The organism is Micromonospora parva (assembly GCF_000718515.1).
Classification (GTDB): Bacteria; Actinomycetota; Actinomycetes; order Mycobacteriales; family Micromonosporaceae; genus Micromonospora; species Micromonospora parva.
On sequence record NZ_JNZS01000002.1, the window covers coordinates 203048 to 216723 of the forward strand.

General features: G+C 71.3%; 11 protein-coding genes. 9 read left to right on the forward strand and 2 right to left on the reverse strand.

Annotation, left to right across the window (positions count from 1 at the left end; genetic code table 11):
- Positions 1-331 precede the first annotated feature (331 nt).
- The 7 genes from IF22_RS0102650 to IF22_RS0102680 all read left to right on the forward strand — a co-directional run bounded on the left by IF22_RS0102650 (position 332) and on the right by IF22_RS0102680 (position 8841).
- Complete coding sequence (locus IF22_RS0102650; RefSeq protein ID WP_030327982.1) at positions 332-646, forward strand: hypothetical protein; 315 nt, start codon at positions 332-334, stop codon at positions 644-646.
- A gap of 13 nt (positions 647-659) precedes the next feature.
- Entirely contained in the window at positions 660-1022 is a 363-nt protein-coding gene (locus tag IF22_RS0102655) for a hypothetical protein (protein ID WP_030327985.1), read from the forward strand.
- A gap of 70 nt (positions 1023-1092) precedes the next feature.
- Complete coding sequence (locus IF22_RS0102660; protein WP_030327986.1) at positions 1093-4491, forward strand: ATP-binding protein; 3399 nt, start codon at positions 1093-1095, stop codon at positions 4489-4491.
- Between the two features lies 1 nt (position 4492).
- A complete protein-coding gene (locus tag IF22_RS0102665) occupies positions 4493-6505 on the forward strand; it encodes an MFS transporter (protein WP_245233496.1) in 2013 nt (670 codons plus the stop codon).
- Positions 6502-7059, forward strand: a complete 558-nt coding sequence (locus IF22_RS0102670) for a hypothetical protein (protein WP_036410627.1) — start codon at positions 6502-6504, stop codon at positions 7057-7059. Before IF22_RS0102665 ends, IF22_RS0102670 begins: the two co-directional genes overlap by 4 nt.
- The gene (locus tag IF22_RS0102675) at positions 7056-8228 is read left to right on the forward strand and encodes a M23 family metallopeptidase (RefSeq protein WP_030327993.1); all 1173 of its coding nucleotides are present in this window, start codon (positions 7056-7058) and stop codon (positions 8226-8228) included. The genes IF22_RS0102670 and IF22_RS0102675 overlap by 4 nt, the downstream gene beginning before the upstream one ends.
- A gap of 13 nt (positions 8229-8241) precedes the next feature.
- On the forward strand, positions 8242-8841 hold the full coding sequence (locus IF22_RS0102680) for a hypothetical protein (protein WP_030327995.1): 600 nt from the start codon (positions 8242-8244) through the stop codon (positions 8839-8841).
- 2 nt (positions 8842-8843) lie between these two features.
- On the opposite strand, the gene IF22_RS35735 is transcribed toward IF22_RS0102680, so the two are convergent.
- On the reverse strand, positions 8844-9407 hold the full coding sequence (locus IF22_RS35735; RefSeq protein WP_081883661.1) for a hypothetical protein: 564 nt from the start codon (positions 9405-9407) through the stop codon (positions 8844-8846).
- A gap of 194 nt (positions 9408-9601) precedes the next feature.
- On the opposite strand from IF22_RS35735, the gene IF22_RS0102685 reads away from it, so the two are divergent.
- Positions 9602-12163 carry an FtsK/SpoIIIE domain-containing protein gene (locus tag IF22_RS0102685; protein WP_030327997.1) on the forward strand — a complete coding sequence of 854 codons (2562 nt, stop codon included), beginning with the start codon at positions 9602-9604 and terminating at the stop codon, positions 12161-12163.
- Positions 12164-12191: 28 nt separating this feature from the next.
- Positions 12192-12911, forward strand: a complete 720-nt coding sequence (locus tag IF22_RS0102690) for a hypothetical protein (RefSeq protein WP_030327999.1) — start codon at positions 12192-12194, stop codon at positions 12909-12911.
- A gap of 70 nt (positions 12912-12981) precedes the next feature.
- Here IF22_RS0102690 and folE read toward each other — a convergent pair whose 3' ends face one another.
- A complete protein-coding gene (gene folE / locus IF22_RS0102695; protein ID WP_030328001.1) occupies positions 12982-13647 on the reverse strand; it encodes a GTP cyclohydrolase I FolE in 666 nt (221 codons plus the stop codon).
- Between the last annotated feature and the right edge of the window lie 29 nt (positions 13648-13676).

A 13676-nucleotide genomic window follows, 5' to 3' on the forward strand; every position in this document is an offset into this window, starting at 1 on the left:
CGGCGCCCAGCGACCCGGGTCGACCCTGCGGCACTGCCCCTGACGTGCCGATTAGAACAGGTGTACGATCGGTCATCCGGGCAGCATCAGGCAGGCCCTTCGCGGCTTGTCGCAATCCGGGGCGGCCCGTACGCTTTGGAATTGGCCAGCATCGAGATGGCGAAGCTTGGAGGGAGGGCCGAAGCGGGGGAAATCCGCCCAAACCTCGCCACCCTCCGTGGTGAGTAACGAACACAGGGTCAAGAACGCCATGCCCTGTGGAGCACTTTTCCCGCAAGGCTTGCCTATTGCACCGCCGCGGCACCGCCGGCCGCGCTATGGGGAGGTTCCAGTGATCGCCTTCGAGCTCATGGAGACGGCGTCGTCCGGCGTCGCCCACGCGCTCTCCACCCTGGCGTCGGCTCCACTCGCGGAGCCGGCACCGAAGGGGATCGACACCAACAGTGTCGTCACCTTCTTCGCCAGCAAGATCGCGCCGATCCTGCTCGCCGTCCTGGGCGTCATCTTCATCGGCCGTGCCAGCCGAGGTGAGATCTCCAAGGTGCTGACCAGCTCCGCGATCGCCATCGTCGGGCTCGCCTTCATCGCCGGCGCGGCAACACTCTTCTTCGTCGGCGATTACCTGATCGACCTGATCTTCGAATAGGCGCGTTCACCAGATGCGGCTGCGCACCGACGACGACATCTACCGGGCCCGCCTGGTCTACCTCGGGCCGCCCGGTTACACCCTTCCGGTCCACCTGCCCTACGCCCAGTACGGGCTCTTCATCCTGCTGGTCCCCCTCTACATGTTCATCCACTGGCTGTTCACGTTGACGGTCGAGCTCTTCCCGGCCTGGGAGATCGCGCTCGCCATCGTGACCACGTCGTTCATCTTCCGGCACGTCGACCCCGACCGGCCGGCGCGGGTGGTCATCCGCACCGCGCTGACCGACTGGCGACGCACCCGGGAGCCGGCGGTCGAGCAGCGCGATCCGCGCCTGGTCGGCAGCCGGATCAGGATTCGGGAGGAGCTGGCATGACCGGAAGCATGGCGAACGGTCCGTCACCGGACGCGGGCACGGGTCTGCCGACAGTCGCTGAGGCGGTGGCATGAGCCGCTCCTCCACGCCGGGTTCCCCGGCCGGCCGCCCAGGCGCGCCGGCCGGTCACCGTGCGCACTCATTCGACTACACCGAAGACGAGGACGAGGTCGCCCTCGACCCCGCGCTGGTGACGTCGCCCGGTCACGGTGCCGTCGGCGTGTTCCAGGCCCCCCGGCCGGTCCCCCGCCGGACCCCACCGGCCGAACCCAGCACCGTGTCGGCCGGTGAGAACGCCGACATCGACTCCCCCTTCCTGGACCTCTTCGGCGGCGGGGCCCGGCCCGGCGCGACCCGAGCCGTCACGGCCGGCCCGAGCACCCGCGAGCAACCGGCGATCCCGCACCAGCCGCCACCCACCGCCAGCCCGGCACCAGCCCGTGCGGTTCCCGAAGTGGAGCCGCCGTGGACGCCCGCCGACCAGCCCGGCAGCGGTGTCCGACCCGTCGAGGCACGCCACGGAGGCGGCCACCCGACCGAGTCCCGGGTGCCGCATCAGGCCGGCGATCGACGGCCGATGCGGCGTCCGCCGGACGAGCCCGCCCCGGCCACCGGCCCTGGGCCATCGGCGGCGACCACCGACCCCGCCGGCCGGCCAGCCGGCGCCCCGCCGAGCCGACCCCCGGCACAGGCGGCCCGGCCCACCGCACCAGCCCCGCAGCCGGCCAGCATCGCCGGCACTGACCGCCCAGCCCTGGAACGCACGGCGCGGCGGGCGGCCGACCCGGGTCGCCCCAGGAGCACCGGCACCGCGTCCACCGGCAAGGAGGTCGCCGCACCCCGCCAACGTGCGGCGAGCCGAGCGGACCGACCGATCAAGCCGACCCGGGTACGGGCTCCAAAGATCAAATTCGGAGACCGGGACCCGTCGGTCGAGTTGGCCATCACCGAGATCGCCGGCCACCTGACCTTCACGCCGAACACCGTCACGGCCTGGTACTGGTTGCCCGAGGTCCGCTGGGCGTTCCGGCCGGACGCCGAACGTGAGGCGCTGCTGTCGGCGATCTCCGAGCAGTACGCCGGCCTGGCCGGCTTCCGACTGCACCTGCGCCGCACCACCCGGCCGTTCCCCGCCGACGAGTGGGCCCGCACGATCGACACGCACACCTCGGCACCGCTGCCCGACGTCCCCGGCACCACCGGCTGGGCCGATCACCTGGTCGCCGCCCAACGCCACCTGATGGCGGTCAACCACGCCGAGGGGCAGACCTACCTGGGGGTCACCTTCGCCCGCCGCTCACTCGGCGACTCGCTCACCGAGCGGCTGCTGCGCACCTTCGGTCGGGGCACCGCCGACGGCGAACGCCGCAAGCTGGGCCGCACCGTCGAGCAGTTCGACGAGGTGCTCGGCGCGTTCGGCATGCGCGGCCGGCGGGTCACCGCCCAGGAGCTGGAATGGCTGCTCTACCGCTCGGTGGCGCTGTGCATGTCGCCGCCGAGCACCCTCTCCCCCGTCACCGACGGGCGCTGGGAGCGCGGTGACCTGCTCGCCATGACCGAGCAGGTGGAGCGCTACCGCACCCCGTACGGCTCGACGGTGAAACTGGTCAACCGGATGACCGGTGAGGAGCGGCACGTGGCCGTGCTCGCCGTCGGCCGGATGGAGCCGCTGGAGATCCCCGAACGGCACGAGCCCTGGCTGCACTTCCACGAGCGGTTGCCGTGGCCGATGGAGATCTCCACCCGCGTCGACATCCTCGGCTCCGGTGACTCCTTCCGCAATCTCGAACACCGGCTGCGGATGATCCGCTCGCAACAGCTCGACTACGCCGAACACGGCATCGACGCGCCCCCCGAGCTGGAGCGACTGGCCAAGCGCGCCCTGGTGATCGGCGACGAGATGACCACCGGCCTGCCGGTCGACTCGGCCCGAGCGCACGGCTGGCACCGGATCGCGGTCGGCGGCCGGACCAGGGAGGAATGCCTGGAGCGGGCCCGCCGGCTCATCCAGCTCTACTCCCGGGAGCTGCGCATCTCATTGCAGCACCCGAAGAACCAGGACTGGCTGGCCCGCGAATTCATCCCCGGCGAGCCGATCGCCAACACCGGTTACGTCCGGCGCATGCCGGTGCCGTTGCTCGCCGCCGCGCTCCCCCAGGCAGCATCGAACGTGGGCGACCGGCGGGGCGACCTCATCGGCCGGACCGCCGGCACCTGCCGCCGCCCGGTCTTCCTCGACCTGCACTTCCCCATGGAGGTCCGGGAACGCTCCGGGCTCGCGGTCTTCGTCGCCGAACCGGGCGGTGGCAAGTCGACACTGCTCGGCGCCCTGGGCTACCTGGCCGCCCGCCGAGGTGTCCAGGTGACCCTGCTCGACCCGTCCGGCCCGCTGGCCCGTCTCTGCGCGATGCCCGAACTGCGGCCGTACTCCCGAGTGTTGAACCTGACCGGTTCGGAGCACGGCACCCTGGCGCCCTACTCACTCATCCCGACGCCGCTGCGCTCCGAGTTCGGCCCCGGGGCCTCCGGCGACCGGGAGTTCGAAATCGCCGTCTCCAACGCCCGGGCCGAGCGGCGGATGCTGGTCCAGGACATCTGCATGATGCTCGTCCCACCGCAGGTGGCCAGGGAGGCGTCGACAGCCACCCTGTTCCGGCACGCCGTCCGGCAAGTCCCCGCCGAGGAAACCTCCACCCTGGACGACGTGGTGAGCTGCCTCGGGCGGCTCGACGACGACGCCGGGAAGGAACTGGCGAACCTCCTGCTGGACACCGCCGAGATGCCGTTGGCCATGCTCTTCTTCGGCCGACCGCCGGAAGGGCTGCTCGGCGCCGACGCGGCACTCACCGTCATCACCATGGCCGGGCTGCGGTTGCCCGACCTCAAGATCGAACGTGAGTACTGGTCAGCCGAGGAAGCCCTCGCCCTGCCGATGCTGCACACCGCGCACCGGCTCGCCGTCCGGCGTTGCTACGGCGGCTCGATGTCGTCCCGCAAGCTCGTCGGCCTGGACGAGGCGCACTTCATGGAGGGCTGGCGCTCCGGGCGCTCCTTCCTGGTCCGGCTCGCCCGCGACTCCCGCAAGTGGAACCTGGCCGCGCTGGTCGCCTCCCAGAACCCCCGCGACATCCTCGGCCTCGACGTGCAGAACCTCGTCTCCACCGTCTTCGTCGGCCGCATCGCCGAGGACGCCGAGATCGCCTCCGAGGCCCTGCGGCTGCTGCGGGTGCCGGTCAACGACGGGTACGAGGCCACCCTCGCCTCACTCTCCGCCGCCGACACCAGCTCGTCCAGCCGGCTCGGCTTCCGTGAGTTCGTGATGCGCGACGTCGACGGCCGGGTGCAGAAGGTCCGAGTCGATGTCTCGTACGTCGAAGGCCTGCTGGACCACCTCGACACGACGCCCGCCGCGATCGCCGCAGCGGCCGGAGTGCTGCCGAGCATCCCCCTGCCGGATCTGGAGGCGTGACATGGCTAGGGCCTGGGTCAAGGTCCTCGGTCGAGCCGAGGCGGAGGGCCGTGACCGAGGCCCGGGAGCCTGGGCAAGGCTCACGTCGTTCCTGCTCGCCCTCGGCGTACTGGCCGGGGCCAGCCTCACCTGGCCGCTGATCGGCGCCGAGGCCGCCGCCGCCGCACCACCAGCCGCCCAGGCCCGCGCCGACCTCTGCACGACCGCTGAATGGCAGGCCGACTTCCGCACCTGCGTGGGCAAGCTGAAGCAGGTCAGCCAGGCTGAGATCGATTGCCGAAAGCCACCTGTACCGTCCGCCCCGGATTCTGGCCTTGCCGGCTGGTTCGCTTCCCGCCCAGACTCGTCAAAGCTGCCCGGGCCGAAGGGCATCTACAGCGACTACGGGTACGGCGGTTACAGCTTCAACACCTATGACGTGGATGGTGGTTGCGCCTCCACCATTCTCCATCCGGACTACAAGTTCACCACCACGGTCGCCAACGGTGAGCTCATGATCGCCACTGCGGTCGTGGGCGCCTCGAACGCCCTGCGGGAACGGGCCTGGGATCCACGCGCGATGTGGGACTGGGCCGACCCACTGGTGGAGAAGGCCACCAAAGCCGTCTACCAGAAGGTGTTCAGCGTCTTCGGGATCGTCACGCTCTGCGTGGTGGGCCTCTACCTGCTCTGGCGCTCCCGGCAATCGGACATGAGTAACGCGATGACCACCGCAGGCTGGGCATTGCTGGTGATGGTGGCGGTCACGGCCCTGGCCGCCTGGCCGGTCAAGTCGGCGAACATCGCCGACGGCACTCTGATCACCTCGCTCGGCGTCGTGCACGACGCCATAGGCCCGGCTTCAAGGGATACCCCGCCGGATCAATGCGACGATCCGGATCCCAAGGCCTGCAAGGACAACCGACCGCCGGCTGTCCGGGCCAGCGACACTGCCACCGAATCCATGCTCTACCGCAACTGGCTGCGTGGAGTACTCGGCTCGGCGGACAGCGAGACCGCTCGTAAGTACGGGCCGGCACTCTACGACGCGAAGGCCCTCTCCTGGGAGGAGTCGGAAAAGCTCCGTGCCAACCCGGCCACCCGGGATGCCACGATCAAGGCCAAGCAACAGCAGTGGATGACGGTTGCCGAGCAGATCAAGACTGAAGACCCGGAGGCGTACGAGTTCCTGACGGGGACCCGAGACATGGACCGGATTGGGTCCGGATTCATCGCGGTACTCGCGGCAGTGCTCTTCGCGATGTTCGACCTCACCGCGTCGGTGCTCGTGCTGCTCGGCTTCCTGATCTTCCGCTGGGCGGTGATCGCTGCCCCGATTCTCGGCACCATCGGTCTACTCCGACCGGCCAGCGCCGGGCTTCGCCGGCTGGCCAATGCGGTCGTTGCCGCAGTGTTCAACATTGCCATTTTCGGCACTGGCGCCGCTATCTACCTGTTCGCGGTTGATTTGATCATGAGCACTCCCACCCTGCCGGGTTGGCTTCAGGTGGTGCTGGTGTGGCTCTGTGGGGTGGTCGGATGGCTGCTGCTGCGGCCGTACCGACGGATCACCCAACTCGGCGGCAAGGACAGCAGCGAAGCGGTGAGTTCGGCCGGCTCCTGGCACCGCCGGTTCTTCCGTGACATGCGGACCGCAGCGCGGCTGGACGTGGCGGAGCCGGGCGGCACCGCCGAACCGGTGGGCGGACGTCGACGGTCACCCGACGCGGAGCAGACCCGGCTACGACCGGAGGCGCGGCGGGAGGACCCGGCCCCGGTCCCGACCGCCGCCGCCGAGGGCCGGCGCAGCGACACGGTGCGTCCGGACGGTCGAGAGCGGCCCGACGATGCGCTGGCCGAGGAGGGTCGCGGTCGGAGCCGCCCGGTGGCACCGCAGCCCCGACGCCGAAAGCCGGCGACCTGGACCGAACCCGATGTGCCGGCTGAGAACCCGTCGTTCGTGGTCTACCGCCCGGGCTCCTCCGAACGAGCGCCGGATCGCACCGGACCTCGGGTGCGCTCAGAGGCGAGGTGACAGCCATGCGGCGGGCGTTGGAGTTCCTCTTCACCCGGGCGCTGCGGTCCCGGCTGGGCATTGCCCTGTTGATCGGGGTGGTGGTTGTCGGTGTGCTCGGGGCAGCCCGGCTGGTCGGCAACCCGGTCGATTCGACGGATGGGTTGAGCAACCGTCCTGATGGACCGATCATCACCGTGGACCCAACAGCCGGGGACGACGGCCTGCTCAACAGCGCGGCTCCGCCGTCACCCGTGACGTCGCCGGGTGCCCGCACCCCCGAACAGACCGCTGACCGCTTCGCCGCAGCCTGGCTGGGTCGCCCCGGGATGACCACCGAAGACTGGCAGGCTGGCCTGCGGCCGCTCTCCACACCGGCGCTGAGGGAGAAGTTGACCGGCGCCGAGCCCGAGAGCGTGCCCGCCGAGAAGGTCACCGGTCCGCCGACCATGCGGGAGCGAACCGAGACGTTCGTCGAACTGCTGCTCCCCCTCGATACCGGCCGGCTCCGGCTGGAGCTGGTCACCTCCGACGATGGTTGGCTGGTCGACGTTCTGGACTGGGAGCGGCCGTGAGCGACGTTGATAGCCCCACTCGCCGCCGGCCCCGGCTCGGCCTGATCGCCGCGGTGCTCACCGGGATGCTGCTTCTGCTCTGCTGCACGGGCGGCACCGCGGCGTTCTTCCTCACCGGGCTCGGCGGCGACGACGCCGAGAACGGGGACGCCCTCGCGGGAATGGAATGCGGACCGATCCGAGCGGTGAACGTCGCGGGCAAGCTGCCGCGGTTCGCCGAGTACGGCGACAGCCAGGTCCGCAATGCCGCGATCATCATCAAGGTTGGTCAGGACATGGGCGTGCCGTCGCGCGGCTGGGTGATCGCCCTCGCCACCGCGATGCAGGAATCCGCCCTTCGCAACCTGGCGAACAGCGGCGTACCCGAGTCCCTGGCCCTGCCCCACGAGGGCGTTGGCGCGGACCACGACTCGCTGGGCCTGTTCCAGCAGCGTCCGGGGTGGGGCTCCGTCGCCGAGCGGTTGAACCCGGCGTACGCGGCCCGCAAGTTCTACGAGAAGCTCGTCAAGGTTCAGGGCTGGCAGGGCCGACCGCTGACAGTTGTCGCGCAGCGGGTGCAGGTCAGCGCGTACCCGGACGCGTACGCCAAACACGAGGAGGTGGCCAGCCGGATCGTGGACGCGCTGGCCGGCGGTGCGGCCCGCACCGTCGAGATCAACGGCAAGGCGGTGTGCAACGCGGCGGAACGCGGCCAGATCGCCGCCTCCGGCTGGACCGCGCCGATACCCGGCCGAGTGGGCTCCGGTTTCCGCACCGCCAGCCGGCCCAGCCACAACGGCGTCGACATTGGCGCGGCCAAAGGCACCGAGATCCGCGCGGCAGCGACCGGTCGGGTGCTGGTCTCGACCTGCGACGAGGACCACCGCGGCCGCCAGGACTGCAACGTGGACGGATTTCCCGGCAAGGGGGGTTGCGGCTGGTTCGTCGACCTGCTGCACGCCGGTGGCTACATCACCCGGTACTGCCACATGGTGGTCCAGCCCTTCGTCAAAAAGGACCAGATCGTCACGGCCGGTCAGGTGATCGGCAAGGTCGGCAGCAGTGGCAACTCCTCCGGCCCGCACCTGCATTTCGAGGTACACCTGCGCAACAACCGCAGCGCCTCCGGCGCGGTGAACCCGGTCCCGTTCATGCGCGAGCGGGGCGCCCCGCTGCGCGCCGCTGAGTGAGGTCACCGCGGGGATGACCGGTCCATTGCCCGACCCGTTCGCCGACCAGCCCGACTGGGCACCGCAACCACCTCGACCGCTGGCCATCGTCCCCGCGACGGATCGGGTCGACCTACGCGGGCGACGGGTGCTGGTCGGGTTGCCCGGGCTGGGTTGGCGTGGCGATCTGCGCGCGGACGACCGGGTGGTGCAGAACGCCCGGACCTACGTGCCGGTGATTCCCGAGCACGAGTGGTACCGGGCCGAAGCCGAGCAGGTCGAGGTGTTCGCTCCGTTGGTGCCGGTGGAGCGGGTCTGGGTGGAGACCGTCGGCAGCCGACCGGTGGTGGATGGTGCCCGGGACACCGGCATCCGGTTGGTCTCGCTGGACGGCCCGGCACACCGGGCTCCCACGCCGGTCTTCGAAGCCGACGCGGTCACCGGGCGGCGGGTGGTGCACGTCGAGAACGGCCTGGAGCACCGTGACCTTCGAGCGGTCACCGAGACCTACTCAGGCGCCGAAGGGGACATCTGCGTGCGGATCACACCCGAGGTGGAGTGGTACCGCTGGGCCTGGCGCGGCCAGTCACCCACCACGCTGGAGGTTCCGGTTCACCTGCTCTGGATCGAGTGACATCAGCCAGCACGTGCGCCGCCACATACCTGCCAACCGCCGTCATCCTCGACGACAGTAAACGTCCAGTCCTCTCGGCGACTGCTTCGGACGACACCCTCAGCAGCGCCGGAAATAGTCAGCGTGGTGGCAACAACTTCTCCCGCACCCGACTGTGTGCGAGTCAGTGCACCCCAACTGACTCGCACAGTGACCCCGAACTTCGCCTCACGCTGCTCAGCCTCAGCTCGCAGGTCTCGAACGGGCTGAAGGTCGGCTCCGCTCTCGCAGGTGAAGAGGTCTGCTCTCGTGTCATTGCGATCCACAAGGAACGCGCGCAGATAGTTGTCCACCACTACGTCGGGTGCGCTGCGATCCGGGGCTGAGGCGCGGTCGTACCAGACGTAGGCGGTGGCGATTCCGCCGAGACACAGCAGCGCGAGCACGCCAGCGGCGACGGTGAGAACCGTCCGCATCCGGCGGCGTGGGGGCTGCGGTGCCGGCGCTGCCGGGGCGGGCGGCAGCTGCTCGGACGGTGTCCGCTGGGCCGGTACGCGGGAGACCTGGGAACCGGCGGGGGGCTGCACTGATTCCACCTCCTGAAGTTATCGGCTGGACGCTCCGGAGCCAATGCCTCAGATCCAGCGGATCGTGACGGACCCCTCCCCACCGGTGAGATCCGCGACAACACCGGCGCAGCGCCGAGGCACCTCCCGGAGGTGCGCCCGCGGCTGGGATACCGTCTCTGCTTGGGAGGGGTTGCCAACCTCGGGTAGAGGGGGTGGACGCGGTGGCCGGTCCGAAGGCTCGCACGAACCGCGCCGCAGCCCTGCACCGTCGGGCGACGGCTGTCGCGACCGCGGCTGCCGGAATCCTGGACGAGACGCGGCCGGCTCCGGCGGATCAGCGCCGTCAGTACGAGGTGGCTGACCGGCTACGGTCGGCTGCGGCGTTGGTGGCTCCGGGTTGGGCGGGCGCGGCGCTGGATTCACTTTCCGTGGACTCTCCGGCTGGTGATGGTCCGCCGCCGTTCGTTCGGGTCGGCACTGCGGCGCCGTTGGACGACGCTCGTTTCCCCGCGTTGGTGCCACTTGTCGGCACCGGTCATCTCAGCGTGGACGTTGACGCGCGCGAGGCGCGAGTGGCGGGGTTGCTCCGGGCCGTACTCCTGCGGTTGTTGGGTGCGGCACCGGCGGGTGCCCTGTTGATTCGCGCGGTGGATGCCACCGGGGCGGTGTTGACGCCGTTCGGGGCGCTCGCGGATGCCGGTCTGCTGCCGCCGCCGGCGGTGGATGTGGCGGGTCTGCGTGCGGTGCTGACCGAGGCCGAGCAGTGGGTCACGCCGGGGGCGAGTGGGCGTCGTCGTCACGACCGGACGCTGTTGCTGGTGGTGGCCGCGTTGCCGGAGTCGACCGGTCCGACCGATCTGGCGCGCATCGAGACGTTGGCCGAGCAGGGGCCGGCCGCGGGGCTGCACCTGGTGGTGGCGGGTTGGCCTCCCGCCGGCCCGTACTCGGCCCGGGCGCCGTTGCCGCTCAGCACCGCGCTGGCGTTGCGTAATGCGTACGCGCTGCTCGGTGACCCGCCGGGGGCGTCGTTCGCCGGGCCGGGCGCGGATCCGCCGGGTGGTTTGAACTCTCCGGTCTTCGTGGAGTCGGACCCGCCGGCCGAGTTGGTCGACGCGGTCTGTCGGCGGCTCGCCGAGCAGGTGGAGGCGGGTTCCCGGTTGGCGTTGGGGACCCTGCTGCCGCCGACGGGTGAGCGGCTGTGGGAGTCGGACTCGGCCGACGGGTTGACCACGACGGTCGGCGATGCCGGAGGCCGGTCGGTGTCGCTGGGTTTCACCGAGTTGACCCCGCACTGGCTGGTGAGCGGTCGGTCCGCAGCGGCCCGTGCGGCGTTCCTGACCACCGCGCTGCTCGGCCTGGCCGCCCGGTACGGCCCGGATGACCTGGCGTTCTACCTGGCGGATCTCGGCGACGGCGAGTCCTTCGTGGAGTTTTTGCAGACCGAGCGGGACCGGTCGTGGGTTCCGCAGGTGCGGGCGGCGGCAATGGCTGCCGACCGGGAGTACGTCAGGGATCTGCTTGAGGAGTTGACGGCCGAGGTCCAGCGCCGCACGGAGGCGGGTGCGCGGGCCGGGGGGCAACGCTTCGCGGAGTTGCGTCAGCATCAGCCGCTGCCGCGGATCGTCTGTGTGGTGGACAATGCGCCGCTGCTGTTCGCCGGGCGGGATCGGCTGGCCGCCGAGGTGGCCGCCCAGCTGGACGCGCTGGCCCGGGCCGGCCGGGCGTACGGCGTGCACCTGGTGTTGGCCGGTGCGGGTGAGTTGGGGTTGAGTGCGCGCGCCGACGCCGGTCATCGGGATTCGGTGCTCGGGCAGTTTCCGGTTCGGGTGGCGCTGCCGGGTGGCAGTCCGGTGCTGGAGCCGACGAACGATTCGGCCGCCGGTCTGCCGGTGGGCAGTGCGGTGGTGAACACGGCCGGTGGGCTCGGCGGTCCGCGGGGGGCGATCCGGGGTCACGAGCGGTTGATCCGTCACCCGGATCCGCAGGATCATCCGGAGGTCGTGGAGGCGTTGCGGCACGAATTGTGGGCGGCGCGTCCGACCGGGTCGGTGCCGCCGGTGGTCTTCGCTGGTTACGCCCGGCCTCTGCTCGGCAACGATCCGCGCCATCGGGCGGCCCTGGCGGGGCAGGCGCACGGGCCGGCCGCCCTGTTGGGCCGGGCGGTGGACGTGGCCCGTTCGACGGTTGCGGTGCCGTTGGGGCCGGCGGCCGGGCGCAACCTCGCGGTGCTGGGCTCGGGCACCGCGGCGGGCGGGCTGTTGGCGACGGCGGCGCGGAGCACAGCGGCTCACCACGCACCGGGTGGCGCCCGTTTCCTGGTGGCGGCACCGGACCCGGGCTCCCGGGCGTTGGCGCAGGCGTTGACGGCCGAGTTGGCGGCCCGGCATTCGGCCGAGTTGGTGGATCTGCCGACGCTGCTCGCGGACACCGCCGACGACCTGCCGACGTACCTTGTGGTGTTCGGGCTGGACCGGCCGGGTCCTCGGGAGTTGCCGGTGGACCGGCTGCGGTCGCTGCTGCGGGACGGGCCTCCGGCGGGCAGGCATCTGCTGGGCTGGTGGCGTGCGGTGCCGCCGTTCGCGGCGTTGTTCGAGCCGGCGGGCGAGGTCGACAAGCTGGCTGCGGTGGCCGTGCTGGACGTGCCGGTCGCGCAGCTCACCGCGGTCTTCGGCCGGCCGGTCGAGTGGCACGCGCGCCCCGACCGGGCGGTGCTCTGGGACGGCCCGGACGAGCGGGGCACCGTCCTGGTGCCGTTCGCCGACGGGGCCGGCTGATCGGGTGGCGCGGGTGGGGGGTGCCGAGGTGAATTCGAACGCGACGGTGACCGGGCCGGGGCGACAGCGGGCCGCTGCGGCGACCGGGGACGCCACGCTGCCGGCTGTCGAGCCCAGCACGGCCTGGGCGGGGTATCTTGCGGCCGCCCGTCAGTTGGACGGGGTACGCCGTAGCGCTGCTGCGGCCGCCGGTGAGCAGGCCCGGTCGGCGGAGGCCGCGCGGGAGGAGTTGACGGTGCTCCGTACCGGGCTGGCGAGCCAGCAGGAACGGCTGCGTGAGTTGGGCGTACCGGCGATCTCTCTGGTGCCGTCGCCGCCGGAGGTGTCGGAGGCGGCCCGGTCGATGGCGGGTGGTCCGGCGGCCGTGCTGGCGGCGTTGCGGTCCGCGCGGGGGTGGGCCGAGGCGGCCGACGCGGCGTTGGCCGCACGCCGCCGGATCCGGCCGGGGTCCTGGCCCGCGCGAGCGCGCAACCTCCTGGTGTACGGGCCGTTTGCGCTGCTGGTGCCGTTGATCCAGGTCGTGGTGCTGGCGGCCACGGGGGTGGGACCGGCGACCGTGGCGGCGCTGATCTGTGGGCTGCCGATGCCGGCGGTGGCGTTCGTCGCGGGTTGGATCGGCATCGGACGGTTGTTCCGGGTCAGTCCCACCGAGCGGTTGGAACGTACGGCGCGTTTCGGCGCGTTGGTGTGCCTGGTGCCGGCGGTGCTGGCCACGGCCGGGCTGCTGCTGGCCCTGCTCGCCGGCTGACGGGCACCAGGGACGCAACGGCCGGCCGTCCCCGCCAGGGGGTGTCGGCCGGCCGTGGTGCGTCGGGTTGTCAGCGGGGGATGATCAGCGCCATCGCCTCGGCCCGCGACTTGGAGTCCGTCTGCAGGATGCCGCGTACGGCCGACGTGATGGTCTTGGCACCAGATTTCTGGATGCCCCGCATCGCCATGCACATGTGCTCGCATTCGAGCACGACGACGACGCCGCGGGGTGCGAGTTTGCTCATCAGCAGGTCGGCGACCTGCGAGGTGAGCCGCTCCTGCACCTGCGGGCGGCGGGCGAAGACCTCGACGAGCCGGGCCAGCTTGGACAGGCCGGTGATCCGCCCGTCGGGGCCGGGGATGTAGCCGATGTGCGCGCTGCCCCGGAAGGGCAACAGGTGGTGTTCGCAGAGGCTCATCACGTCGATGTCCCGGACGATGACCAGCTCTTCGTGGTTGGCCTCGAAGGTGGTGCTGAGCACCTGGGCCGGGTCGACCCGCAGGCCGGCGAAGAGTTCGGCGTACGCGCGGGCGACCCGGGCCGGGGTCTGTTGGAGTCCGTCGCGGTCCGGGTCCTCGCCGACCGCGATCAGGATCTCGCGGACGGCCTTCTCGATCCGGCCGAGGTCGACAGCGTCCTCGACGGGGCGGCCGGTCAGCTTGCCGCTGATCAGCCGCGCGGCCACGTAGTCCAGTTCGTCGTCGCCGTCGGGTTCGGTCGCGGAGACGGCCAGCTCCCGGTGTGGGGAGCTGGCCGTCGGGT

Excerpts from the sequence above, each read along its gene's own strand:
- IF22_RS0102655 (WP_030327985.1), top strand. The coding sequence starts at position 660 with ATGCGGCTGCGCACCGACGACGACATCTACCGGGCCCGCCTGGTCTAC.
- IF22_RS0102660 (WP_030327986.1), top strand. The coding sequence starts at position 1,093 with ATGAGCCGCTCCTCCACGCCGGGTTCCCCGGCCGGCCGCCCAGGCGCG.
- IF22_RS0102665 (WP_245233496.1), top strand. The coding sequence starts at position 4,493 with ATGGCTAGGGCCTGGGTCAAGGTCCTCGGTCGAGCCGAGGCGGAGGGC.
- IF22_RS0102680 (WP_030327995.1), top strand. The coding sequence starts at position 8,242 with ATGACCGGTCCATTGCCCGACCCGTTCGCCGACCAGCCCGACTGGGCA.